Source organism: Terasakiella sp. SH-1 (assembly GCF_004564135.1).
In the GTDB taxonomy this organism is placed as follows: Bacteria; Pseudomonadota; Alphaproteobacteria; order Rhodospirillales; family Terasakiellaceae; genus Terasakiella.
Map to the genome: position 1 here is coordinate 2,958,282 of NZ_CP038255.1, position 25,321 is coordinate 2,983,602.

28 protein-coding genes are annotated in these 25,321 nt (G+C 49.6%); 18 read left to right on the forward strand and 10 right to left on the reverse strand.

The features are described 5' to 3' along the window. Positions 1–54 precede the first annotated feature (54 nt). The 6 genes from E4K71_RS13940 to miaA all read right to left on the reverse strand — a co-directional run bounded on the left by E4K71_RS13940 (position 55) and on the right by miaA (position 6,744). Positions 55–1,614: a 2-isopropylmalate synthase gene (locus E4K71_RS13940; protein WP_135080602.1), complete on the reverse strand. Its 1,560-nt coding sequence runs from the start codon at positions 1,612–1,614 to the stop codon at positions 55–57. A 128-nt stretch (positions 1,615–1,742) separates the two neighbouring features. Further along, positions 1,743–1,865: a hypothetical protein gene (locus tag E4K71_RS18570; protein ID WP_276321842.1), complete on the reverse strand. Its 123-nt coding sequence runs from the start codon at positions 1,863–1,865 to the stop codon at positions 1,743–1,745. A gap of 429 nt (positions 1,866–2,294) precedes the next feature. Then, entirely contained in the window at positions 2,295–3,314 is a 1,020-nt protein-coding gene (gene ilvC, locus E4K71_RS13945) for a ketol-acid reductoisomerase (protein ID WP_135080604.1), read from the reverse strand. A 50-nt stretch (positions 3,315–3,364) separates the two neighbouring features. Then, a complete protein-coding gene (ilvN, locus tag E4K71_RS13950) occupies positions 3,365–3,883 on the reverse strand; it encodes an acetolactate synthase small subunit (protein WP_135080606.1) in 519 nt (172 codons plus the stop codon). Between the two features lie 17 nt (positions 3,884–3,900). Continuing rightward, positions 3,901–5,682: a biosynthetic-type acetolactate synthase large subunit gene (ilvB, locus tag E4K71_RS13955; RefSeq protein ID WP_135080608.1), complete on the reverse strand. Its 1,782-nt coding sequence runs from the start codon at positions 5,680–5,682 to the stop codon at positions 3,901–3,903. A 114-nt stretch (positions 5,683–5,796) separates the two neighbouring features. Then, positions 5,797–6,744, reverse strand: coding sequence for a tRNA (adenosine(37)-N6)-dimethylallyltransferase MiaA (miaA, locus tag E4K71_RS13960; protein WP_135080610.1), 948 nt, complete (start codon positions 6,742–6,744; stop codon positions 5,797–5,799). Positions 6,745–6,810: 66 nt separating this feature from the next. Here miaA and serB point away from each other — a divergent pair, with 66 nt between their 5' ends. The 4 genes from serB (at position 6,811) to fmt (ending at position 10,081) form a co-directional block, all read left to right on the forward strand. Further along, positions 6,811–7,668 (forward strand): phosphoserine phosphatase SerB, encoded by an 858-nt coding sequence (gene serB / locus E4K71_RS13965; RefSeq protein WP_135080612.1) that lies wholly within the window; start codon positions 6,811–6,813, stop codon positions 7,666–7,668. Between the two features lie 151 nt (positions 7,669–7,819). Continuing rightward, the gene (locus E4K71_RS13970) at positions 7,820–8,461 is read left to right on the forward strand and encodes a carbonic anhydrase (protein ID WP_135080615.1); all 642 of its coding nucleotides are present in this window, start codon (positions 7,820–7,822) and stop codon (positions 8,459–8,461) included. Positions 8,462–8,527: 66 nt separating this feature from the next. Beyond that, positions 8,528–9,037: a peptide deformylase gene (gene def, locus E4K71_RS13975; protein ID WP_135080617.1), complete on the forward strand. Its 510-nt coding sequence runs from the start codon at positions 8,528–8,530 to the stop codon at positions 9,035–9,037. An 87-nt stretch (positions 9,038–9,124) separates the two neighbouring features. Then, positions 9,125–10,081 carry a methionyl-tRNA formyltransferase gene (fmt, locus tag E4K71_RS13980; protein WP_240796816.1) on the forward strand — a complete coding sequence of 319 codons (957 nt, stop codon included), beginning with the start codon at positions 9,125–9,127 and terminating at the stop codon, positions 10,079–10,081. A gap of 73 nt (positions 10,082–10,154) precedes the next feature. On the opposite strand, the gene E4K71_RS13985 is transcribed toward fmt, so the two are convergent. Then, positions 10,155–11,249 (reverse strand): hypothetical protein, encoded by a 1,095-nt coding sequence (locus E4K71_RS13985; RefSeq protein WP_240796817.1) that lies wholly within the window; start codon positions 11,247–11,249, stop codon positions 10,155–10,157. 115 nt (positions 11,250–11,364) lie between these two features. Between E4K71_RS13985 and truA the strand changes: the two genes are divergently transcribed. The 5 genes from truA (at position 11,365) to E4K71_RS14010 (ending at position 15,530) form a co-directional block, all read left to right on the forward strand. Continuing rightward, the gene (truA, locus tag E4K71_RS13990) at positions 11,365–12,102 is read left to right on the forward strand and encodes a tRNA pseudouridine(38-40) synthase TruA (protein ID WP_135080619.1); all 738 of its coding nucleotides are present in this window, start codon (positions 11,365–11,367) and stop codon (positions 12,100–12,102) included. Beyond that, entirely contained in the window at positions 12,099–12,794 is a 696-nt protein-coding gene (locus tag E4K71_RS13995; protein ID WP_135080621.1) for a SprT family zinc-dependent metalloprotease, read from the forward strand. Before truA ends, E4K71_RS13995 begins: the two co-directional genes overlap by 4 nt. Before the next feature lie 42 nt (positions 12,795–12,836). Beyond that, positions 12,837–13,037 (forward strand): DUF1289 domain-containing protein, encoded by a 201-nt coding sequence (locus E4K71_RS14000; protein WP_135080623.1) that lies wholly within the window; start codon positions 12,837–12,839, stop codon positions 13,035–13,037. Further along, positions 13,034–14,692 (forward strand): U32 family peptidase C-terminal domain-containing protein, encoded by a 1,659-nt coding sequence (locus tag E4K71_RS14005; protein ID WP_135080625.1) that lies wholly within the window; start codon positions 13,034–13,036, stop codon positions 14,690–14,692. Before E4K71_RS14000 ends, E4K71_RS14005 begins: the two co-directional genes overlap by 4 nt. Positions 14,693–14,774: 82 nt before the next feature. Then, the gene (locus E4K71_RS14010; RefSeq protein ID WP_135080627.1) at positions 14,775–15,530 is read left to right on the forward strand and encodes a class III extradiol ring-cleavage dioxygenase; all 756 of its coding nucleotides are present in this window, start codon (positions 14,775–14,777) and stop codon (positions 15,528–15,530) included. Here E4K71_RS14010 and E4K71_RS14015 read toward each other — a convergent pair. Continuing rightward, positions 15,513–15,938: a PACE efflux transporter gene (locus E4K71_RS14015; RefSeq protein WP_135080629.1), complete on the reverse strand. Its 426-nt coding sequence runs from the start codon at positions 15,936–15,938 to the stop codon at positions 15,513–15,515. The genes E4K71_RS14010 and E4K71_RS14015 overlap by 18 nt on opposite strands. A gap of 94 nt (positions 15,939–16,032) precedes the next feature. Here E4K71_RS14015 and E4K71_RS14020 point away from each other — a divergent pair, with 94 nt between their 5' ends. Together E4K71_RS14020 and E4K71_RS14025 are read left to right on the forward strand one after the other, a co-directional pair. After that, on the forward strand, positions 16,033–16,533 hold the full coding sequence (locus tag E4K71_RS14020; RefSeq protein ID WP_167730567.1) for a MarR family transcriptional regulator: 501 nt from the start codon (positions 16,033–16,035) through the stop codon (positions 16,531–16,533). 2 nt (positions 16,534–16,535) lie between these two features. Further along, positions 16,536–16,955 (forward strand): secondary thiamine-phosphate synthase enzyme YjbQ, encoded by a 420-nt coding sequence (locus E4K71_RS14025; protein ID WP_135080633.1) that lies wholly within the window; start codon positions 16,536–16,538, stop codon positions 16,953–16,955. A gap of 256 nt (positions 16,956–17,211) precedes the next feature. Here E4K71_RS14025 and E4K71_RS14030 read toward each other — a convergent pair whose 3' ends face one another. After that, entirely contained in the window at positions 17,212–17,874 is a 663-nt protein-coding gene (locus tag E4K71_RS14030) for a tetratricopeptide repeat protein (protein WP_167730568.1), read from the reverse strand. Positions 17,875–17,954: 80 nt separating this feature from the next. After that, complete coding sequence (locus E4K71_RS14035) at positions 17,955–18,944, reverse strand: MDR family oxidoreductase (protein ID WP_135080637.1); 990 nt, start codon at positions 18,942–18,944, stop codon at positions 17,955–17,957. 151 nt (positions 18,945–19,095) lie between these two features. Here E4K71_RS14035 and E4K71_RS14040 point away from each other — a divergent pair, with 151 nt between their 5' ends. The 7 genes from E4K71_RS14040 (at position 19,096) to E4K71_RS14070 (ending at position 25,228) form a co-directional block, all read left to right on the forward strand. Further along, positions 19,096–19,830 (forward strand): FadR/GntR family transcriptional regulator, encoded by a 735-nt coding sequence (locus E4K71_RS14040; RefSeq protein ID WP_135080639.1) that lies wholly within the window; start codon positions 19,096–19,098, stop codon positions 19,828–19,830. 23 nt (positions 19,831–19,853) lie between these two features. Beyond that, positions 19,854–20,219 (forward strand): ATPase inhibitor subunit zeta, encoded by a 366-nt coding sequence (locus E4K71_RS14045; protein WP_135080641.1) that lies wholly within the window; start codon positions 19,854–19,856, stop codon positions 20,217–20,219. Positions 20,220–20,310: 91 nt separating this feature from the next. Continuing rightward, positions 20,311–22,116, forward strand: a complete 1,806-nt coding sequence (locus E4K71_RS14050) for a DNA polymerase III subunit gamma/tau (protein WP_135080643.1) — start codon at positions 20,311–20,313, stop codon at positions 22,114–22,116. Positions 22,117–22,119: 3 nt separating this feature from the next. Continuing rightward, positions 22,120–22,443 (forward strand): YbaB/EbfC family nucleoid-associated protein, encoded by a 324-nt coding sequence (locus E4K71_RS14055; RefSeq protein WP_135080645.1) that lies wholly within the window; start codon positions 22,120–22,122, stop codon positions 22,441–22,443. Between the two features lie 78 nt (positions 22,444–22,521). After that, positions 22,522–23,118 (forward strand): recombination mediator RecR, encoded by a 597-nt coding sequence (gene recR, locus E4K71_RS14060; protein WP_135080647.1) that lies wholly within the window; start codon positions 22,522–22,524, stop codon positions 23,116–23,118. 81 nt (positions 23,119–23,199) lie between these two features. Beyond that, a complete protein-coding gene (locus E4K71_RS14065) occupies positions 23,200–24,153 on the forward strand; it encodes a hypothetical protein (protein ID WP_135080649.1) in 954 nt (317 codons plus the stop codon). A gap of 142 nt (positions 24,154–24,295) precedes the next feature. Further along, entirely contained in the window at positions 24,296–25,228 is a 933-nt protein-coding gene (locus E4K71_RS14070; protein WP_135080651.1) for a ribose-phosphate pyrophosphokinase, read from the forward strand. Positions 25,229–25,321: the final 93 nt, after the last annotated feature.

A 25,321-nucleotide genomic window follows, 5' to 3' on the forward strand; every position in this document is an offset into this window, starting at 1 on the left:
GAGACTGAAATATAAATTCCAGTCTCTTTTTTTTCTTTCAGACAGCGCTCTTAATCAAATAGAGCCAACATCTTCCGGCTTGCCTTTTTCACGTTTAACCAACAACTTGTTAACCGCATTTAAATAGGCATTTACAGAGGCCACCATCGTATCGGTATGTGCCCCCCGGCCATTAACTGTTTTGCCTTTTTCTTCCAGACGTACCGTCACTTCGGCTTGGGCATCTGTACCTTGGGTTACAGCATGCACCTGATACAGCTCCAAATGAGCATCTGGCAGGGGCACAATTTCCTTAATCGCCTTAAAGGCTGCATCCACCGGGCCGTCGCCCTCTGAAATGGTCTTGCGCTCTTCCCCATCAATTTCGATGGACAGGGCTGCAATCTGGCTTTTCACATGCGTGCCACATGTCACCTGAAAATGCGTCAGTTTCACACGTTCATTCACCCGCATGACTTCATCATCAACCAGAGCAATAATATCGTCATCAAAGACATCTTTTTTCTGATCGGCCAAATCCTTGAAACGTTTAAACGCATCATTCAAGGCATTATCGCCCAGCTCATAGCCCAAGGCAGACAGCTTGTCTTTAAAAGCATGACGACCAGAATGTTTACCCAAAACGATCTTGTTGGCATTATCCAGCCCAACGCTTTCAGGCGTCATGATCTCATATGTGCCTGCATGTTTTAACATGCCATCCTGATGGATACCGGACTCATGGGCAAAGGCGTTTTTACCAACAATCGCCTTGTTGGGTTGAACGCTAAAGCCTGTAATGCCAGACACCATGCGTGATGCACGCGTAATCAGCTCTGTCTTGATACCTGTTGTATAAGGCATGTAGTCATTACGCGTACGCAAGCCCATCACGACCTCTTCCAAAGCCGCATTACCGGCGCGTTCGCCCAAGCCATTGATGGTACATTCCACCTGACGCGCCCCTGCCTGAACCGCTGACAAGGAGTTGGCAACCGCCAAGCCCAAATCATTATGACAGTGGGTTGAAATAATCGCCTGATCAATGTTGGGCACACGGTTCATCAACATGTCGATCATCTTGTAATATTCTTCCGGTACAGTGTAGCCTACCGTATCGGGAATATTAATGGTACGAGCGCCTGCCGCAATGGCTGTTTCCACACAACGGCACAGAAAATCAGCCTCTGTACGGGTGCCGTCTTCGGCAGACCATTCCACATCCTCCACCAAGGAGCGAGCAAAGGTTACAGATTTTTTGATTTTTTCTACAACCGCATCAGGTTCCATCTGCAATTTATATTTCATATGCAGGGGCGAGGTGGAAATAAAGGTATGGATACGGTGTTTCGGCGCATGTTTAATCGCATCAAAACAACGCTGGATGTCGCCTTCTGAAGCCCGTGACAGGCCACAGATCGAAGAACTTTCAGCCCGTTTGGCAATTTCGCTAACAGATTCAAAATCACCTTCTGAGGCAATTGGGAAACCAGCTTCAATAACATCCACACCCATTTCTTCCAGGGTTTCGGCAATACGCAACTTTTCTTCCAAATTCATGGAAGCGCCGGGGCTTTGTTCGCCATCACGCAAAGTGGTGTCAAAAATAATTACGCGGTTTGAATCGGTTGTCATCAGTCTCATCCTGAAAAATATATTTGCACATTAAGTAATGAAACGGCCTGGAAAATGCAACAAGCCTTGTCCCCTGAACGTTACTTCAGGTCACTTTTTCTTAACATTGGACGTGAAGTAAGCTTCGCTCAGGGGCGAGTAAGTCGTGCAAGAAGGAGAGCAAGTCGTTTTTGACCGTAAACACGCATAGCAACCACCCCGCTTAAAGAAGCGGCGATCAAAGTTGCAGCGCTGATTTCAATCATGGTCATGGCAGACAAGAACCTTGGGAATAATGAATACTCTTTTATAAAAGGGGATTTATTTCTCAGTGTCAAACAGTTTTTCATCGTATTTTCACAACAAACGGAAAAAATTAAACCTTTTAAAAGTCCGAAAGTATGATATATTCAGACTACATATCATACCTAAGGGCCATTATCGCCAGTTTAAATGGCCCTTAAGAGACGTGTTGAAATGTTTGCTCTCCGAAGGCTTCATTGCCAGACAAGCATTTCGATAATGTCACCCCGAAGCCCCGCATCTTACCCCTTTGCGGGGCTTTTCCTTTTTCAGCTTTAGACAAAAGGGCTGTATCCCTACCCCATAAACAAAAAGGGAAGCCCCAATTGGGACTTCCCTTCTGTGCAGTGCGTGCAGACTCCTTAAAACATCAGAGCCACGCATATCTAATCCGAAGATTAGTTGCGTTCTTTGTCAACCAGTTGGTTGGCTTTGATCCACGGCATCATGCCACGCAGTTTCTCACCAGTCTCTTCGATCGGGTGAGCAGCGCCTTGGGCACGACGTGCTTTGAGGAACGGCTGGCCAACTTCGTTTTCCAACATAAAGTCACGAACGAACTTACCATTCTGAATGTCAGCCAAAGCTTCTTTCATACGTTCTTTCACAGACGCATCAATAACACGCGGACCAGTTACATAGTCACCGTATTCAGCCGTGTTGGAGATGGAGTAACGCATGTTCGCCATACCACCTTCATACATCAGATCAACAATCAGCTTCACTTCGTGCAGACATTCGAAGTAAGCCATTTCCGGTGCGTAACCCGCTTCTGTCAGCGTTTCAAAACCGTAGCGGATCAGCTCACACAGACCACCACACAGAACAGCTTGTTCACCGAACAGGTCAGTTTCACACTCTTCTTTGAAGTCCGTTTCGATGATACCGGAACGACCGCCGCCAACGCCACAAGCGTAAGACATGGCGATTTCTTTTGCGTTACCAGTAGAATCCTGATGAACAGCGATCAGACACGGAACACCGCCGCCTTTTGTGTATTCGCCACGTACCGTGTGACCAGGGCCTTTTGGCGCGATCATGATCACGTCATTTTCAGCCGGTGCTTCGATCAGGCCAAAGTGGATGTTCAGACCGTGTGCGAATGCCAGTGCAGAACCTTTTTTCAGGTTCGGTGCGATTTCTGACTTGTAGATGCCTGCTTGCAGTTCATCCGGTGTCAGGATCATGAGAACGTCAGCCCAAGCCGCAGCTTCAGCAACAGACATCACCTTCAGACCTTCGCCTTCGGCTTTTTTACGTGTTGCAGAGCCTTCGCGCAGTGCAACAGCGATTTCAGTAACACCAGAGTCTCGCAGGTTCAGTGTATGTGCGTGACCTTGGGAGCCGTAACCAACGATGGCTACTTTTTTGGTTTTGATCAAATTGACGTCTGCGTCACGATCGTAATAAACCTGCATGTTCAAATCCCCTTGAACTAAAGAAAATTAAAAAGTTATAGACGTTTCCCTTAGAGCCCTTCGGCCCCGCGAGAAATGGCCACGACACCGGTACGTGAAACGTCAACCAGCCCCAATGGCTCCATTAGTTTTATAAATGCATCGACTTTACCGGCCTTACCAAAGACCTCAAAGACGAAGGAAGTGTTCGAGCTGTCGATAACGCGTGCGCGGAAAATATCGGCAATGCGCAAAGCTTCTACACGATGTTCCCCCTCGCCTGCAACCTTTACCAACGCCATTTCGCGTTCAACACTCGGGCCATCGACCGTCAGATCAACAACTTTGCGTACTGGAACAAGGCGATCCAGTTGCGCTTTGATCTGTTCAATCACCTGACGTGTACCGCTGGTAACGATTGTAATCTTTGACAAATTCTCAACATGATCGACTTCTGATACCGTCAAACTGTCGATGTTATAGCCACGACCGGAAAACAGGCCAACCACACGGGCCAGAACACCAGATTCGTTATCAACCAGAACTGAAACCGTGTGGCTCAGGAGGTCATCTTTATCATTATTTGTCATTTTTTCTCTCCTTCACCTTATACCAGCACACCGGATTCGACACTGCCGCCATCTTCAGAAGCTTCTGTCTCTTCCGGGCCGAGGATAATTTCGTTATGCGCTGCACCAGACGGGATCATCGGGAAAACGCATTCTTCTGCATCAACCGAAATATCCACAATTGTTGGCAGATCAGAAGCAAAAGCTTCCTTGATCACATCATCCAGTTCTCCCGGTGTCGTCGCGCGCAGGCCCGTTGCACCGTAAGCTTCTGCCAGTTTGACGAAATCAGGCTGAGTTTCGATATGGCTTTCAGAATAACGCTCACCATGGAACATTTCCTGCCACTGGCGAACCATACCCAAGAACTTGTTGTTCAGGATGAAACATTTCACCGGCAGACGGTACTGCATCAATGTCGCAATTTCTTGCAAGTTCATCTGGAAAGACCCATCACCGGCGATGGCAATCACCAGCCCATCGGGATGTGCTGTTTGAACCCCCATGGCAGACGGGAAACCATAGCCCATAGTGCCCAGACCGCCAGATGTCATCCAACGTTTTGGCTTGTCAAAACACAGGTGTTGCGCCGCCCACATCTGGTGCTGGCCCACTTCTGTTGTATAGAAGGTGTCTTTGCCTGTTTCTTTTGCCAAATCACGGATACGTTCCAGCGCATATTGCGGCTTGATCACTTTATTGGACTTGGAATATTTCAGGCTATCAACCTTGCGCCATTCATTGATCTGGTTCCACCAGGCGTCCAGCGCCTTACCATCAACTTGTGCCTGATCGGCTTTCCAGTGTTTGATGAATTCTTCCAGAACATGGGCGACATCACCAATGATCGGCACATCCACAACAATGTTCTTGTTGATAGAGGACGGGTCGATATCCACGTGAATTTTCTTGGAATCCGGTGAAAATTTATCCAGCGCCCCGGTCACACGGTCATCAAAGCGTGCACCGATGTTGATCATCACATCACAATCATGCATCGCAAGGTTAGCTTCATAGGTGCCGTGCATCCCCATCATGCCGAGGAACTGATCATCAGAACCGGGGAACGCGCCCAGCCCCATCAGGGTCAAGGAACACGGGATACCTGTCATTTTCACCAGCTGGCTGAACAGGGTGCACGCCGCATCGCCAGAATTCACAATACCGCCACCGCCGTAGAACAACGGGCGCTTGGCATTTTTGATCAGCTCAATGGCTTCTTTAATATGGGCGGTTTCGCCTTTGGTCTGCGGCTTGTAAGACTTGTGTTCCACTTGCGCATTTTTCGCAGGCGTCGTGTAAGAGCCCAGTGCGAGTAGAACGTCTTTCGGCACATCAACCAGAACCGGGCCCGGACGCCCAGAACGTGCGATATAATAAGCTTCGTGCAGGACACGCCCCAGCTCGTTAACGTCTTTTACCAAATAGTTATGTTTTGTAATGCCGCGCGTGATGCCTGTGATATCGGCTTCCTGAAAGGCATCATTACCGATCAAGGAGCTGGGAACCTGACCTGTCAAACAAACAAGCGGAACAGAATCCATCATGGCATCAACAAGACCTGTGACCGCGTTGGTCGCACCCGGACCGGATGTGACGAGCACAGTCCCCACTTTTCCGGTAGAGCGTGCATACCCTTCCGCAGCGTGGACAGCGGCCTGTTCGTGCTTCACCAGAATGTGGCGAAGGCCATTTTGTTTGAACAGCGCGTCATACAGCGGAAGAAGCACGCCACCCGGTAGCCCGAACATCACATCCACGCCTTGATCTTTCAAAGCTTGAATGATGATTTCAGAACCGGTCATTTCTTTCGTGGACATGCAATTTTCCTCCGTCTCAACGAATTCTTTTCTTAACGCTCAAATCGAGCATAGCAAAAGACGCCCGCGCAACTGCGCAGACTTCGAGCTGCGCAACCTAATCGCTCGCGCCCCCTAGGTCAACAAAAATTGACGAATTTTATTATAAATTTCATCACGCAAACTTTCCGAATATTGCGCAGAATGGATTTTAGGGTTCGAAATCTGATTTCTGAACCATGTACATTGTCGTTTTGCAAACCGTCGCGTCTGCATTTGGGCTGTCTCACGCGCCTCTTCAAGGTTAATTTCACCACGTACATAAGAAAGAAGTTCCGGCACGCCCAACGCCTTCATCGCCGGGAGTTTAGGATCAAGTTTTTGTTCATTAAGCCAACGTACTTCTTCCACCGCGCCTTGTTCCAACATGATATTGAAACGGCGATCACAGCGCTCATAAAGGATATCACGCGGCGGCATGATCACATGGGTGTCATAATCAGCTTTGAGCACAGGTTCCGGTTTAATTTCACGTTGCAGTAGCGCCAAAGACTTGCCTGTGGTTTCCAAAACCTCCAAGGCACGACAGATTCGTTGCATATCACGCGGTTTGAGTCGCCCCGCCATTTCTGGGTCTTTTTGCTGCAATTCTTCATATAGCACCTCAACCCCTTCCATATCGCCGCGGCGGCGCACCTCATTACGAATCTCATCAGGGATGGCAGGCAGTTGAGAGATCCCTTGCACCAATGTCTTTATATAAAGGCCCGTGCCCCCCGTCACCACAGGCAGTTTTCCTCCTGCCCAAGCCTTCTTGATCTCTTCAATACACATTTTTTCCCACAGACCTGCCGAACAGGTCTCAGACGGGTCCATCACCTGATAAAGGCGATGAGGCACGCGGGCTTCATCTTCTGGGCGGGGGCAGGCCGTGACAATGGGCAGGCCGCGATAGATTTGCATGGAATCGGCGTTGATAATCACCCCGTCAAATTCCAGGGCTACATCCATGGCCGTGGCGGACTTGCCACTGGCGGTGGGGCCACCAATGACCACCACCTTATTTTTCGCGCTCTCAGGCATAGACTTTATCGCCTTCCTCTGGCATAAACTTTCGCATCTGCAAAATTAACAAGTACACTTAAATTAATGTCCTACGTTCTGACCCTTATTGCAAACCCTGACAAGCAACAAATCACCATTGATGATATTTGCGCCCATATTGACGGGGCCCAACCGGTCTGCTTGTCTGAAAACGAGGCTTATGACGTTCCGATTACCGAGGTCATTAACTTAACCGCTCTGCAAGAGACCCTGCCCCATTGTGACCTGATTTTCCAAAAGGCAGAAGGGCGACAGAAAACCCTGCTCATCGCCGATATGGATTCCACCATCGTCACAGGTGAAACGCTGGATGATCTGGCAGAATATGCTGGCCTGAAAGAAAAAGTGGCTGAGATTACCACCCGTGCCATGAACGGTGAAATCCCGTTTCGTGATGCCTTGAAAGAACGCGTTGCCATGCTTAAGGGCTTGTCTGAGGATTTCCTGTCCAAAGCGATGGAGCACGTATTCCTGACAGACGGGGCTATGGAACTGGTCAATACCATGAAGGCCAATGGCGCTTATTGCGCACTTGTCTCAGGCGGCTTTACCTTCTTTACATCACGCGTTGCCCGCGATGTGGGCTTTAACTTTAACGCAGGCAACCAGATGGAAATCGTCGATGGCGTGCTGACTGGCAATGTGATTGAACCCATCGTCACCAAAGATTCCAAACTGGAATATCTGCGCACGCTTACGGCCAAACAGGGCTTGAGCACCGATGATGCGGTCGCTGTCGGTGATGGTGCCAACGACCTGCCGATGATTTTAGAAGCCGGCCTCGGCATCGCCTATCACGCCAAACCCAGCGTGATTGCCAAAGCCAAACATAATGTGCAAAACGGCAATCTGACGGCTTTGCTTTATGCCCAAGGCTATAAGAAAGAAGAGTTTGTCAGTTAAACGACAAGGTTGAGACCCCAGCCTTGCGTAGGAAAACAGGGACGCCTCATAAAAACACGCATTACAATACCGAATTACCACTTCACCCCCTTGACCCTGTGGCAAAAAACATTACATTCGACGTAAATATTTAGTTTAAGGAGTTGATGACATGGATGCAGTGGCGAAGCTTAAGGCGGGTTATGAGAAATTCCAGCAGGGCTATTATCAGGACAATAAAGACCTGTTCAAAGATCTGGTGGAAAATGGTCAGCATCCGAAAACTCTGTTGGTCTCCTGTTCTGATTCCCGTGTCGAGCCGGGCATTATTTTGCAAAACCAGCCTGGTGAGGTTTTCTCTATCCGCAATGCCGGGAACTTCGTGCCGCCAAAATCCAAATCCCCGGAAGATCACGGTGTGACCTCCGCCCTTGAATATGCCATCAAGGTCTTGAAAGTGGAAAATATCATGATCATGGGTCACGCCCATTGTGGCGCGGTGAAAGCGGCCATTGATACGGAAAAAGATAAAGAGGCCCTCGGCACTGAATTTGTGCAGCACTGGGTCGAAATCGCCCATGATGTGTTTGAAAACCCGTGCTGCTGCGCAGACTCCATCAAGGCAGGCAATCGCGATCCACGCGAAGTGGAATATGCCTCTGTCGTGAATTCCATGAACAATCTGCTGACCTTTGAGTATATCAAGGAAGCTGTGGATGCGGGCCAGCTGAAAATCCACGGGCTGCATTTTGATATCGAAAGCGGGGCGCTGCTGTCTTATAACAGTGAAACAGGCGCGTTCGGCCCGCTTTAACTTGACCTTTCCGGCTGATCGCCTTATGTCCTGAACAACGTTTGATCAAACATAAGAGTTTTAGCCGTGGCTATTTTACCGATTTTAACTGCACCGGACCCGGTCTTGAAAAAGAAGGCCGCGCCGGTCGCAGAAATCACCGATACGATTCGCAGTCTTCTCGATGACATGCTGGAAACCATGTATGATGCACCGGGTATTGGCTTGGCCGCGCCGCAAATCGGTATCTCCCAGCGCATCATCGTTGTGGATTGTGCAGGCGAGGATGAAAAGCCTCAGCCCCTGAAAATGATCAACCCGGAAGTGACCTGGACCTCAGAAGAAACATCTACCCATGAAGAGGGGTGTTTGTCTGTGCCTAAAAGCTACGGTGATGTGGTGCGCCCGGCTCAAGTCCAGGTGACATATCTTGATGAAACCGGAGCCACGCAGGAAATCGAAGCCGATGGCCTTTTGGCGACCTGCCTGCAACATGAGATTGACCACCTGAATGGCAAGCTGTTTATTGATCATTTCTCCCGCCTGAAACGCTCCATCATTATCAAGAAGCTGAACAAGCTGAAAAAGGGCGCTTAATAAGCACAATCTGTCGCCCACGCTACACGTAGGGGCCTTCCTCCTTTATAAATATCCCCGCTTTCACGAGGATGACGAGGTTTTGTTATGACTGAAGACGAATTCCAAAAAGTTGAAAATCCTATGCGCCTTGTCTTCATGGGCACCCCAGATTTCAGCGTGCCGATTCTGGCCGCATTGATCGATGCCGGGCATGAGGTCGTCTGTGTCTATAGCCAGCCGCCGCGCAAAAGTGGCCGGGGGCAAAAGGTCAACCTCACCCCCGTTCATGCCTATGCCCAAAGCCAAGGCATTGAGGTACGCACGCCGCTGAACCTGAAAAGCGAAGAAGATCAAAAAGCCTTTGCCGACCTGAACGCCGATTGCGCTATTGTGGCCGCTTATGGCCTGATCCTGCCCAAAGTGATTTTGGATGCACCGAAGCTGGGCTGTATCAATGCCCATGCCTCCATCCTGCCACGTTGGCGCGGGGCTGCCCCCATTCAGCGTGCGATTGAGGCTGGTGATGATGTCTCTGGCGTGACGATCATGCAAATGGATATCGGGCTTGATACAGGCGATATGTTGTTGGTTCAACCTGTTCCCATTACACAAGAGACAACGGGCCAAAGCCTGCACGACAGCCTGTCCATGGAAAGTGCCCAACTGACATTGGAGGCCCTGCGTGCCTTGGACGGTGGCTTTGCCAAACCACAAAAACAGCCGGAAGAAGGTGTGACATACGCCCATAAGCTGGAAAAAGGCGAAAGCCAGATTGACTGGAGCCAAAGCGCCATTGAAATTGATCGCAAAATCCGCGCCTTTACCCCCTGGCCCGGCACATGGTTTTCCATGGGCAAAGACCGCATCAAGGTGATTGAGGCTGAACCTGTTGAGCTAAACGGTGAAGCAGGCACCCGTCTGAAGGCTGACGGTCTCGTCATTGCCTGTGCCCAAGAAGGGGCACTTAAGCTCAAGACTGTCCAGCGCAGCGGCAAAGGGGCCACCGATGCGGAAAGCTTCTTGTGTGGTTTTGATATCCCGTTTGGTGAAAAGCTGGCTTAAAAGAGAAGATTCCCAATCAAGTTGGGAATGACAGTCAAAGAAAAATCCCGCACCGAAAGGATGCGGGATTTTTTTAATCTTCTTCGATATTGAGCGCCGCCCCCATGGGCTGGGCTTTTTCCAGATCGCGCATCCGGTCAATACCTTGTTTCATCTCTGACATGATGAATTCAGAACGCCGAACCGGGCCACCCAAGTTCGGGTCCGGGAACAGGCGCTTCCAGTGCATCATTTTCACCGTTAAGCCACACAAAATCCCGCCGATCACCGTGTGATAGCTTTCAATCATATTTTTCACCTGACGGAAACGTTCCGCATTCAGGTTTTTCCACATGTTTTTAGAGGCTTTGTTAAAAGTTTCAAAACGACCGGAAATAGAGGCACAGGTCTCGTTAATGGTATTTTCCACCATGGTACAGGTCTTCATCAAGGCCGGATCATTACGCAACTGCCAGTTGGAACGAATACCTTCCATGGAATCGAGGAATTCATTCACCACAGGCATGATGTTATCCATATTGTTGCGGTAATAGGACAAAGACAGGAAGATATCGCCATAATCTTCAAGGAATTTTGGCACTTCCATCAGGTCGATATCCAGCTTTTGCGCCATTTGTTGCAGCTTTTCACGGGCCTTTTTAACATCCGGGTCCTTAAACAGCCCAACCACATCCTGAAAAGACTGGATGGACACATCCTCTGAGCCATAAATCTGCATAATCAACGGCATGGTAAAGCTGCGCATGTAGCCCGCCAGTTCCGCCTGCTTATCATCAGACAGTTTGAGCGATACGTCATCATTTACCGGAATGCCCTGTTCGCGCAAGGTGATACGCAGGGAATAGATATCGTAACTTTGCAACACAGAAAGTTTACGCATGATGATCAGGTCAGGGTGGGTTTTATCATCCGGCCAATCAAATTCACCGGGTAAATCCTCAACGTCAAGTTGGCCTGAACCTGTTTCCTTATCAGCAAAAATCTCAATCGCACTTTGCAGTTTGACGTTCTTCACCATGCGGGCACGTTTCAGCCCCGTTGTTTCCAACGGCAAGATCGACAAAGGCACCGCATACATGGAATCCATGTCTTCCTGCGTACGCTGACGATCTTCGGCCTCATAGTCTCTTGCGGGTTGCTCTGGTAAGCGCACACCTTTCTTTGCCACGACCAAGTTTCCTTAAGTTTTATCTATTACAAGTGTTTAAATATAGTCCTAACATATATTTTCAGATAATACGAAAAAATATCGCCTTTTTTTCAGCAAAAAGGTAAAAGGTGGCATGCCTAGATACAAACTGACCATAGAATATGACGGAACCGGCCTTGTCGGCTGGCAACGCCAGGACAACGGTATGAGTGTCCAGCAAGCCATAGAAGATGCCTGCGTCATTTTTGCCGGACATGAAGTGCGCCTTCATGTTGCCGGACGTACCGATGCGGGTGTTCATGCTTTGGGGATGGTTGCCCATTTCGATATGGACAAGGATATTCCCCCCAACAAAGTTCTGTTGGCGATTAATCATCATGTCAAACCCCATCGTGTTTCAATCCTGCATTGTGAATATGTCGATGAAGAGTTCCATGCACGTTTCAGCTGTGTAGAACGCAGCTATTTGTATCGCCTTCTATGTCGCCCTGGGCGCCCCGCACTGGACCATATGCGGGTATGGTGGCATCAACGCCCCCTGGATGCGGTTGCCATGAACATGGCGGCACAGCTTTTAGTCGGCCATCATGATTTTTCAACGTTTCGCGCCGCCCAGTGTCAGGCCAACAGCCCGTTTCGCACTCTGGATGAAATCAGCGTCGAACAGGTCGGCGATGAAATTCACGTGCGTGTACGCGCCAAATCCTTTTTGCATCATCAGGTACGCAATATTGTTGGCACGCTTTATCTCATCGGTTCGGGAAAATGGTCTGCCGATGATCTTCAAGACGCTTTGGAAGCCAAAAACCGAGCTAAAGGCGGCCAAACAGCCCCAGCCCATGGGCTTTATTTTGTTGAGGCGCGCTATTGAGCCATTTCATTGAGCTGGACGGTCAAGAAATCCCGGTGGCTTTACGATGGAATGCGCAGGCCCGTCGCCTGATTTTACGCCTGAACCCCAAAAATGACGGCATTATCGTCACCCTACCCAAAGGCATCAGCGCCAAAGAGGGCCTTGAAATGGCCAAGCGCAACAAAGTCTGGATTGCCAATCAGTTTTCACGCCAACCAGAAGCCCCTAAATTTCAACATGGCGCAGAAGTCATGCTGCGTGGCGTGGCCCATAAACTTATACATAGGCCAGAAGCACGCGGGACCGTCTGGTGTGAAAACCAACAGATTTTTGTGGCAGGCAAGGCAGAATTCTTTCAGCGCCGCCTAAGCGACTGGTTCAAAAAGCAAGCACGCGAAGATATCCATTCTTGTGCCCATGACCTTGCCAGCCAACTGGGCAAAGGCATCAACCGCATCAGTGTGCGTGATACCGTCTCACGCTGGGGGTCTTGTTCCTCCAACGGCAATCTGTCTTTTAACTGGCGTCTGATCATGGCCCCGCCGGATATTTTCCGCTATGTCATTGCCCATGAGGTCGCCCATCTGAAACATATGGATCATAGTCCGGCCTTCTGGCAAACCGTCGATCGCCTTGGGGTCGATGCCCAAAATGCGCGGCTTTGGCTCAAACGCCATGGCAATTTGTTGCAAAAGGCAGGACGTTCATGATATATGACCGACAAATTCAGTCAGATATTAAGGAATAGATAAATGGAAGACGAAAACGTCAAAACACCATGCACAGGCGTATGCACACTGGATGACGAAGACAAATATTGTATCGGTTGTTACCGCAGCCGTGCCGAGCTTGTGGGCTGGCGCAAAATGGATAACGATGAAAAACGCGACGTTCTTAAAAACGTTGAACAACGCATTGCCGATTTGGCAGAAGGGAAGAAGATCGCCGTATGAGTACGTCAGATTTGCCAGTGGTCACACGACCGGAACGTTCCGAACTGTTGATGCCTGCGGGCTCATTGACCAAACTGAAAACAGCCATCCTTTATGGGGCCGATGCGGTTTATGCCGGCACACCGGACCTGTCGCTGCGCACTCAGTCTTCCTTTACACTGGAAGAACTGATCGAAGGGGTGAAATTTGTTCATGATCATGGCAAGCGTATTTATCTGACACTCAACCTTTTCACCCATAACAGCGACATTGAAAAGCTGCCCCTGTTTATTGAAACCATCCGTAAAGTCAAACCGGACGGTGTTATCATTGCTGACCCGGGTGTTTTCCAGTTTGTACGCCAACATGCCCCGGAACTGGAAGCCCATGTGTCCACACAAGCCAACGTCTGTTCCTGGCTAACCGTTGATTTCTGGCGCAACCAAGGGGCCTCCCTTGTGGTGCTGGCACGTGAAACCAGTTTTGAAGAACTGGCTGAAATTCGCGAAAAGCAACCCGATATCAAGCTGGAAGCCTTTGTTCAGGGGTCCATGTGTATGACCTATTCCGGTCGTTGCCTGCTCTCCAATTTCATGTCGGAACGCGGGGCCAACCAGGGTAATTGCGCCCATTCATGTCGCTGGAAATATAAGCTGCATCTCAAGCTGAAAGACGGCACCGACAAGGCGATTGAAATCACTGACCAAAATGCTGATCTGTTTGAATTTCTGATGGAAGAACAATATCGCCCCGGCGAACTTTTCCCCATCGAAGAAGATAATTTTGGCTCTTACATTCTGAACTCCAAAGACCTGTGCTTGATGCCGGTCTTACCGGAATATCTTAAACTCGGTGTGGACAGCCTGAAAGTTGAAGGGCGCAACAAGTCTGAATATTACGCCGCCATCACTGCGCGCGCTTATCGCCTTGCCATTGATGACTGGTATAAAGACCCGGAAGGCTGGGACCCGGACCCTTATTTGCGTGAACTGTACACCCTGCAAAACCGGGGCTTCACCATGGGCTTCCATGAAGGCCGCTTGACCTCTGTTGCACACAATTATGACCGCACAAAACCTGTTGGTGGCTGGCAGTATGGCGGTATCATTACTGATTGGGATGGTGATGATATGATCTTTGAAATTCGAAACTTCATCCTGCCCGGTGATGTGATCGAATTTTTGCCGCCCAAAGAGATTGAGCCGATCCGCCTGCGTCTTTATGAATTCATTGATGCCAAGACAGGTGATGTGACGGAAAAAGTCAATCCGGGCCAGGGCAAAGCCATTCGCATTCCCATCTCTGTGTTTGATCAGGAAGACCCGGAAGAGCTGAAAAAACGCATCCCGGCCCTGACGGTTGCGCGTCGTGAAACACCGATGAGTGAAGAAGAACGGGTGTCCCGCCTGTCTGAAATTCGCGCACAAGAGCTGGAACGCGGCCTGATTAGTGAAGAAGAATATCGCGCCATCATGGATGATCCGGAACTTCTCGGTAAACGGATTTCCATGAAAGCCAACACCGGCCATCGTGCCCCGAAACAAGGGCTGGATAGCTGCTGTGGCAAAGGCTGTAACGGCTGCTTGATGTTCTGGCAGGATGAAAAATACGCCAAAGCACGCGAAAAAATGAAGGAAAAGAAAATCGGCGAAATGCTGGAAGAGAAAGTTTCTTAAAACAATCTGTTTCCATTTTAACGACTAATCAAATTGACAGGCTCGGCATATCCTCTTTCTCAATAATCTTAGGAGAAAGACCATGATGCCGAGCCTTTTTATTTCCCACGGGTCCCCCACTGTCATGATTGAACCTGACAGCGCAGGACATCAGTTTCTAAAAACACTGGGCAAGACACTTCCCACCCCAAAAGCCATTTTGGTTATCAGCGCCCATTGGGAAACACAAAAACCCACCATCACTATCAACAGCCTGCAAAAAACCATTCATGATTTTTATGGTTTCCCCCAAACCCTATTTGAACTGGACTACCCCGCACCCAGCGCACCGGAACTTGCCCAAAAGGTTGCCAAGCTGGTGGATGGTGATCTTGAAGAAAGCCGAGGCTTAGATCATGGGGCATGGTCCCCGCTGTTGCTGATGTATCCAAAAGCCCACATTCCGGTTATTCAACTGAGCATTCAACCTCACCTGTCTGCACAGTATCATTATGATCTTGGTAGGAAGCTTGCCCCCTTGCGCAAAGAGGGTGTCCTCATCCTCGCCTCAGGTGCAGTCACCCATAACTTGAGGGAGCTGGATTTTTTCGTTGCCAATAAACCAGACCCTTGGGCACAAGAATTTGAAGACTGGTTTGTCGCTGCCATTGAACGCAATGATCATGAAGCGATTCTTAGCGCACATCAAGCTGCACCGCATTTTCAACGCAGTCACCCAAAAGATGAACATTGGCAACCGATTTACGTGGCACTGGGGGCAGCACAACAAAAAGCCACCCTGCTCCATCGCGGGTTTGAACATAAGAACTTGTCCATGGCCTCAGTACGTTTCGACTGAGGGAATAGGAAAGATCAAATCATAAGCCCAGTTAAAGCCAAAGGTATAAATCAAGAAAAAGGCTGACATGCCGATATCTAAAATAAGGGCTTCCACAAAAGAGATTTCCAGCCACCAGACAACCAAAAACACACCAAAGGTCAGGAAGAAAGCTTCAAACAAAACCGCGTGAGAAATGCGCAGTTTCACACTGCGTTCCTGACCTGCGCGATATCTCTGTTCCCAATGGTCAAACATCCAATTGAACACAAAGTTCCAAACCATCGCCAAAGCACTGAACATCAACCCCAGCGCCCCGATGGTTTCAATGGATTTCCCTGTAATCCAACTGCCAATAATCGCCACCAGAAATAAGGCAATCCCTTCAAACATCAATGTGTGACGAAGCCTGTCCTTAAATGTGCGCATCAAAGTACCTTTCCAAATAGCTTTCTAGAAAGATATATCTCAAAACTATCTTTCTTGCAAGATAGTTTGTATGATACTTGAAAATGAGGGACCCATGACAGACAAACACAGCATTTCACATTTATTGACCAATATTGAAACAAACTGGCCTGAAGCTGCAACTCTGGACGGAGAAGTTATTCTCAGCATTATTCGGCTCAAAAATATTGCCGATGAAAAAGCCAGAGAGGCACTTGCCCCTCTTGATCTCACCCTGGCAGGTTTTGAAGTTCTTTTTACGTTACGCGCCTTACCCGAACCGCGACAAATGACCCCGACCGAACTTTACAAGGCAATTTTAATCACCTCAGGGGGCATGACCAAAGTTCTCAAACAGCTGGAACACAACGGCTGGATTCAACGATTGGAAAACACACAGGATAAACGCAGCAAGCTGGTCAAACTCACTCATGACGGTGCACTCATGGCGGAAAAGTCCATGGCCCTTGTCGGGCAAAGTGATCAAAGTATGTTGTCAGATCACCTGACAGAACAAGAACTGTGTCATCTTCGTGATAGCTTGATGAACGTACTCAGCAAAATTGAAGGCAAATGATCATGAAACAGGAGCAAACCCTCTTTCAACTATCGACTCAAGGACAAGGGCTCTATGAATTCACCCGTGACCTTACCAGCTGGGTTGCACAGTGCCCCATTGAAAACGGGCTACTGACACTTTTTTGCAAACATACAAGTGCCAGCTTGACCATTCAGGAAAATGCCGACCCGGATGTGCAACTGGACCTGAATGAATTTTTTGCCCGATTGGTACCAGAACATATGGACTGGTTACGCCATACCATGGAAGGCCCAGACGATATGCCAGCCCATATCAAATCCGCCCTCACTGATGTATCCTTAAATATTCCGATTTCAAACGGTCGCCCGACATTAGGCACCTGGCAAGGCGTCTATCTGTTTGAACATCGCAAACACCCCCATCAAAGACAGGTTGTTGCCCATCTTATGGGAATGTAACAATGTCATCCTCACAAATACGGAGATCTCCTTGATCAACAAGATTCCCAATCAAGTTGGGAATGACACTGATTTCCTAGGGTCAGAACCTATTAATTTACTGAGTTTGGCGGAGCTAAAAATAAAGGCGGATTAGGCATGAAACTCGTCGCAGTGCCACCCACTGCAAGAGTTTTATAACGCTAGCCACCTTTATTTTTAGCCCGTCCCTTCGGGATTTGTAGAAAATGACGCAATAAATTAATAGGTCCTGACCCTAATTTCGTGCGTTCCAATATTCCACGGGGATCATACGATTTTGCACAAGCCTGCGAATTTCATCGGCCCATGCTTCATCTTTCAAGCTGATGATCTTCTGCTGGCGTAATTTTGATGAACGGTCTTTTTTCTTGGCCGCCAGTTCCAACCAGGCAAAAGAAAGCTGCAAGTTAAAATGCACTCCCTTGCCAATATAGTAATAATGGGCGACCTCACGCATAGCTGTCACATCCCCCAAAACAGCCGCCTTCTTGTACCAAAAAGCGGCCTCAAGATACTTTTTCTTCGTGGCATAAAAGGCCCCAAGCTTCACCATGGCCTTGCGCGAATCTTTCTTGGCGGCGCGTTCGTTCCATAAAATGGATTTTTCGACACTCGGGTCAATCCCGGTTCCAGATAAATACATATCTGAAACTTTCAACATCGCCTTGACTTCCCCGGCTTCTGCAGCACGCAAAAACCATTCAAATGCCGTCACCGGGTCCGCCGGTAATCTTTTGCCCTGAGAAAAGAGCAAGCCCAGCTTATAGGCGGCCTTGGCATCCCCGTTCATGGCCTTCATTTCAAGGCGTTCAGCCAAATCGCGCGTACTGTCTTTTGCAACAGCCTGTGTTGAACACACTAAAACAGCGATAAAAAGAAAGCGGACCAGACTGCGCATCAAAGTTTCCCTCATTCAGAGTTCAGTTTCGATGACAATCTAGTCCGCTTTAACGCGAAATATCAATAGGGAATAATACGTTAGCTGCCCGCTACATCCACAACGACACGGCCACGTACCTGACCGGCCAAAATGTCTTTACCCAGTTGCGATAAGTCCTGCAGCTTGGCTTCAGAAATCATACCATCCAACTTCTCCATCGGCAGGTCCGTTACGATACGGTTCCAGGCGTCAATACGGCGCGCCTTCGGGCACATGACAGAATCAATCCCCAACAGATTTACACCACGCAGCAGAAAGGGGATCACCGTTGCATCCAGCTTATTACCGCCCGCAAGGCCAATCGCTGCAACAGAACCACCATATTTCATTTGCGCTAAAACACGAGACAAGGTTGTGCCACCAACCGCATCAATACAGCCCGCCCAACGTTCTTTTTCCAACGGGCGTTTAGACACTTCTGACAGCTCTTCACGACCAATGATGTTTTTCACACCCATTTCACGCAAATACTCATGGGTATCTTCACGCCCTGTTGAACCCGCAACATCATAGCCCAGCTTTGCCAAAATCGCCGCGGCCACAGAACCAACACCGCCTGCTGCCCCAGTAATCAGCACTTCGCCTTTTTCCGGGGTAAGGCCATGATCTTCCAGCGCCATCACCCCCAGCATGGAAGTAAAGCCTGCCGTTCCAACCGCCATCGCCTGACGTGCATCCAAACCTTCGGGCAGATGTACCAGCCAGTCACCAGACACGCGTGCCTTTTGACCATATCCGCCCCAGTGGACTTCCCCCACGCGCCAGCCTGTCAGGACCACACGATCACCTTCTTTAAAATCTGCATGGGAGCTGCTTTCAACCGTTCCGGCAAAATCAACACCACCAACATGAGGATAGTCACGTACCAGACCGCCCAAACCATTGAGCACCAGACCGTCTTTATAGTTCAGGGTGGAATAGTCAACATTCACCACCACATCACCTTCGGGCAACTGATCAACCGTCAGTTCCTGAATTTCAGAAGTTACTGCATCATCCGTTTTTGACAGAACCAAAGCTTTAAACATGAAACACCTCATTGATTGAAATTTCCTTAAGAATAACACTATTCATCTATTTGTCAAACAAATTAACAAATGGCAAAATTCAGTTGAAAAATCTTGCCGTTCAAGCCATTGTAGAAAGAACAGTAATCAAGAACGATATTATCTCAAAACCATGGGCTTAAAATACGAACCACTGGTCACAGAAAGTCTGGCCAAACAAATTTCAGAAACCATTCGCCAAGCCATTGTCGAAGGCGACTTAAAGGTCGATGAACGCCTGCCCACCGAACCGGAACTGGCGGCACGCTTTGGTGTCTCACGCCCCACTATTCGCGAGGCATTGAAACGGCTTGCAGCCCAGAACTTGATCCGCTCTCGTCGCGGGCCATCAGGTGGCACCTTTGTGAATAAGCCTGACAGTATCGAAGCGCAGGATTCTCTCATCAACATGACCTCCCTGCTTACGACTATGGGAGAATTTGACCTGCCGGAAATTGCCGAAGCCCGGCGCGAACTGGAACTCATTTGCGTACGACTGGCCGCAGAACGATGCGAGCCAGAGCACTTGGAACGCATGCGCGCTGAAATTGAAATTCAGAAAAACCCTGATTTGGCAGATCAGGATTTCTGTGCCTCCGATGTGCGTTTTCACCGTACCATCGTTGATGCCACCAACAATGCCATGCTATGTTTCATGATGTCTTCCGTCATCGAAGCTGTTCAGCCCATTGTCAATCTGATCGTCTTTCGCTTTTGGGATCGCGACAAAACCGTTTCCCAACATGAACGCATTCTCAGCGCAATTGAAGCGGGAAATGCCGATAAGGCGACAGAAGTCTTTCTGGAACAAATGGATGACTTGCAACAACGTTACGCCAAAGCTCAAGCCCTGCGTGACAATAAATAAAAGGGGGAAAAGGGAGCCCTATCATGTCTGTTCTCAAAACCATGAAATCCAAAGAAGCCACTGACGAAATCTGTCATGCCAATGATGCGCTTCAACATTTTTATATGGAAGCCAAGCGCAATAAAAAAATTGCTCGCTGGGCAGCAAAAAAGCTGGATAAAAACCGCAAGAAATATTTTCTGGAACTGGTCAGCGAGGATATTTCCCATGCAGGTCCCAAGCCTGTAATCAAGCGTATTCTCAAAGACTTTAAAACTGCCGGCATTAAAATTAAAGAAGAAGAAATTTGGGCCAAGCTGCGCCGCTTTGAATGTGAAACACTCAGCGAGATGTTGAGAGAGCATGGCCGGAAAGTCAAAAAAGAACTGAAAAAGAAAAGTAAGAAATAACAAAAAATCTCATTTCCTCCCTTTCCTGTTCATGCCTGCACTGCTAATTTGTGCCTAAAGAAATCCAAATGAACGACTGGCACATAATCACATGAGTGAAACCGAAGACAATGGCGCCTATCGCGTACTTGCGCGAAAATACCGCCCTTCAACCTTTGAAGAATTGATTGGTCAGGATGCCATGGTGCGCACCCTGTCCAATGCCATTGCATCGGGGCGTCTGGCACAAGCCTTTATGCTGACCGGTGTGCGCGGCGTTGGTAAAACCACGACGGCCCGTCTGGTTGCGCGTGCCCTTAACTGTATTGGTGAAGACGGTCAGGGCAGTGAAACCATCACACCTTGTGGTGTGTGTGAACAATGTACAGCGATTGCCCAAGACCGCCATGTCGATGTGATTGAAATGGATGCAGCCTCACGCACAGGGGTGGATGACATCCGCGAAGTCATTGATTCTGTACGCTATCGCCCCACATCGGCCCGCTATAAAATCTACATCATTGACGAAGTGCACATGTTGTCCAAGGGCGCCTTTAACGCCCTGCTCAAAACATTGGAAGAGCCCCCGGCCCATGTGAAGTTTATCTTCGCCACCACTGAAATTCGCAAAGTTCCCGTCACTGTATTATCGCGTTGTCAACGTTTTGACCTGCGCCGTATTGATCAGGATTTATTATCCTCTCATTTCAAAACCGTTTCTGAAAAAGAAGGGGCACAAGTCGAAGACAGTGCTCTGGCCATGATCGCACGTGCCGCTGATGGTTCGGTACGTGATGGCTTGAGCCTGCTGGATCAAGCCATTGCCCACTGTCATGGCGAGGTCAAGGAAGAACAGGTCCGTGACATGCTCGGTCTGGCTGATCGTGGACGGACTTTTGATTTATTTGACGCCATTATGAAAGGCGATGCGCCCGCTGCTTTGGGTGTGATGGACAATCTTTATGCCGCCGGAGCTGATCCAAGCGTGGTTTTACAAGACTTGCTGGAATTGACCCATTGGCTGACCCGCGTCAAGGTTGTCCCCGACGCCGCCCAAAATGCCGTTGTCTCCGAAATGGAACGGGTCCGTGGCAAGGAAATGTCAGACGGGCTTGCCATGTCGGTTCTGGCACGTGCCTATCAAATTTTAATGAAGGGATTGGGCGAAGTCCGCAATGCCCCACACCCGCAACAAGCTGCTGAAATGGTCATCATCCGCCTGTGTTATGTGGCCGATATGCCCACACCGGAAGAAGCCATCCGCATGATGCAAAACAATCCGCCAGCCCCATCCGGTGGTCCGGGCGGAGGCGTTCCTGCTGGAAACGGTGGTGGCGGTGGGGCGATGGCCCAGGCCGTTGGCGCACCGAATATGGGCACAGGTAGCCCGCCCCCTAATGGCCCACAAGCTCAAATGCGTGTGGTCAATGGGGGTGGCATGGCCGCTTGTCAGCCGCGCCTGCAGGACGAGACAAAGCCAGACCCACAAAGCTTCCCCGGAGTCGTTGACCTGGCTGAGGAAAAACGCGAGATTATTCTAAAGGCCAACCTGATGAACAACCTTCATCTGGTCTCCTTTGAACCGGGCAAAATTGAATTTCGCCCCGGTGATCATGCGCCCGGCACCTTGGCTGGGGACTTGAAAAAATTCCTTGATACCCATACCTCACGCACATGGGCAATCAGTGTGTCGCGCCATGCTGCGGGTGATATTACACTTGCCCAGGTACGCGACGAAGCCATTGCCAAACGTAAGGCCGAGGTTGCCCAGCACCCGCTGGTCAATGAAATCCTCACTACTTTCCCCGGCAGTGTGATTGAAAAGGTTCACGAAATTAAACTGGATAGTATGGACGCCGCCATTCAAATTGAAGAAAACCCCGGCGACCCGGACCATACGAATAATGGAGAAGACTAACCCATGAAAAATATGGCAAAAATGATGCAACAGGCCCAAAAAATGCAGGCCAAGATGCAGGAATTCCAAGATGGCTTGGCCGATTTGGAAATCTTCGGCACTTCTGGCGGTGGCATGGTCAATGTTGTCATTAACGGCAAGGCTGACGTGAAAAAAATCGACGTGGACAAGAACCTCGTTGACCCGGAAGACAAGGAAGTCATGGAAGACTTGATTGTCGCAGCACTGGCTGATGCCAAATCCAAGATGGAAGCCGAAGTCAACAAACGTATGGCCGAAGTGACAGGTGGCCTGCAATTACCACCGGGCATGCAACTGCCGTTTTAAAGACCGTCGCCCTCGCGCAATGCGGGGGCCAGTTTCCCTTTAGGAGCCCCGCCCCCTTATAAGGATGCGCATCAGGTTATGGCCGCACAAGAAATCGAACAATTGATCCAGCTGTTGTCCAAGCTGCCCGGTCTCGGACCGAGGTCGGCACGCCGTGCTGCCTTGCATCTGGTAAAAAAGCGTGAAGTTATGCTCAGCCCCCTGAGCCATGCGCTTAAACGGGTGGAAGAAACCGTCAAGACCTGTTCACACTGCGGCAATCTGGATGCCACGGATCCTTGCTCTATTTGCACAGATACCAAGCGAGATGACAGTGTCATCTGTGTGGTGCAAGACGTGGCCGACCTGTGGGCATTGGAACGATCCAACAGCTTTCGTGGCCGTTATCATGTCTTGGGGGGCACCTTGTCTGCCCTTGATGGGATCGGGCCAGAAGATTTAAAAATCGACACACTTGTAAAGCGTGCCCAGACAGAAGCCGTCAAAGAAGTCATTCTTGCCACCAGCGCCACAGTGGATGGACAAACCACAGCTCATTACATTGCTGACTGTCTGGAAGACTGTCACGTGGAAGTCTCCGGTCTTGCCCACGGGGTACCTGTTGGCGGAGAGCTGGATTATCTGGATGATGGCACCTTAAGTGCTGCCTTGTCTGCACGACGAAAAATGGATTAACTGCCATGCCTTATCTGATCATGATGTTATGGATGTGTATGGCCGCCATGTTGGCAACATGCGTGATGGCGCTTTCCTGACATGCTGAAACGTCTGGCCTCTCTTTGCCTACTTCTTATTCTTGTGGCTTGTACTCAGGCCCCGCAACCCCTGCGCCACAGCCGCACTGGATTTGACACCAACAGCCTGCGCCTACGTGATGGCGGTACGGTTTTAATCCTGCCGATTGAAGGCACAGCCCGCCCCTTGGGCCAAACCATTGCACAAGGACTGGCTGAAAGTCTGGGGGTGCGCAACATCCCCTCTACCTCCAAAATAATCACAAATCCCCCTTATAAAGTACGTGGGCAGGTCGTCATTGAACGCAATCGTCATACCCCCATCATCAAGGGCATGGTCTATTGGACCTTTTTTAGTCGCGATGACAAGATCGTGCAGGAATCCTCCCAACCCATTCATGTGGAACGTCACCGCTGGGAATATGGGGACCAGCATATGATTGACCAGATGGTGGAACGTGCGGCTGATCAATTTGCCGGATATCTGCAAGACCGGGCCGAACGCAAAGCGGTCGAACTTGATGAACGCAATAAACCCGTAGCCTTTCGCATTGGTCAAATTACCGGGGTCAATGCCACCAACAAACGCGAACTGACAAAAGCCATGGCCCTGACTTTGCGCCAAGCCGGGGCCAGCGTCAAATCACAGCCAAGCCCAACCACCTATCAGCTTTCTTGTGAAATTGACGTCCTTGCCCCATTTGAAGGCAAGCAACGCATCAAAGTCGCCTGGATTGTGAAAGACCCGCAAGGTCATGAACTTGGCCGGGCACGCCAGAATAACCGTCTGGAACAAGGGCGCATGGAACAGCCCTTGGGACGTATGGCTTATCATATTGCCAAAGCCGCCCTTAACGGGATCGGTCCCCTTGTTGAACGACACCGTAGTGAAATCCAGTTTGAACGGAGTCGCGAACAGATTGGATATACAGCCCCGCCCGGACGACGAAATCGCACCATCGCCCCACCTTTTTAAAAAGGGTGAAAGGCGCAGTATGTCTTCATTCTGTCATAAACGGTTTACGTCATTTTGAATAAGGCGTTTACAGCAGGGGGGCGCATTGATATGTTCCGAAAATATTGATTTGGGCACCTCAACTTAAGGACTCGATTTTCACATGAAAATCCTTACCGGTAATGCAAACCGTCCTTTGGCCGAAGCCATCTGCAAAGAGCTCGGCACTCCTCTCACCGAAGCCAGCGTAAAGCGTTTTTCTGACCAGGAAGTTTTCGTCGAAATCCTTGAAAACGTCCGTGGCGAAGATGTCTTTATCGTTCAACCGACATCTTATCCGGCAAACGATAATATGATGGAATTGCTGGTCACAATTGATGCGGCACGTCGGGGTTCAGCACGTCGTATTACGGCTGTCGTTCCTTATTTCGGCTATGCCCGTCAGGATCGTAAATCTGCGCCACGCTCTCCGATCTCGGCTAAGCTGGTGGCAAATCTGATCACCACAGCAGGTGCGGATCGCGTATTGACCATGGACTTGCACGCCGGTCAAATTCAGGGCTTCTTCGATATTCCGGTAGATAACCTGCATGCTGCCCCGGTTTTTGCCCGTGACATTGCCGCAAATTATGACACCGAAAATCTGCTGATCGTTTCACCTGATGTCGGCGGTGTGGTTCGCGCACGTGCCATTGCCAAACGTCTGGACTGTAACCTTGCCATCATCGACAAACGCCGCGAACGTGCAGGTGTGTCAGAAGTGATGAATGTTATCGGTGATGTAGATGGCATGAACTGCATTTTGATCGACGATATCGTGGATTCTGGTGGCACGCTTTGTAACGCAGCGGCTGCCCTTTTGGAAAACGGGGCAAAGAGTGCCTCTGCCTACATCACCCATGGGGTCCTGTCTGGCGGTGCGGTTTCACGCATCACGTCTTCTGCACTGCAAGAACTGGCGATTACAGATTCCATTCAAGGTACAGAACAGGTACTGGATGCTGAAAATATCCGCCCCATTGCCATCGCCCCTATTTTGGCTGAGGCAATGAAACGCATTCATGACGAACAGTCAGTTTCCTGCCTGTTTGACTAAAATATCGGGTGTCATCCTCGCACATGTGGAGATCTCTCATGATCAAGGAGATTTCCAATCAAGTTGGAAATGACATATACATGAATTTGGCTA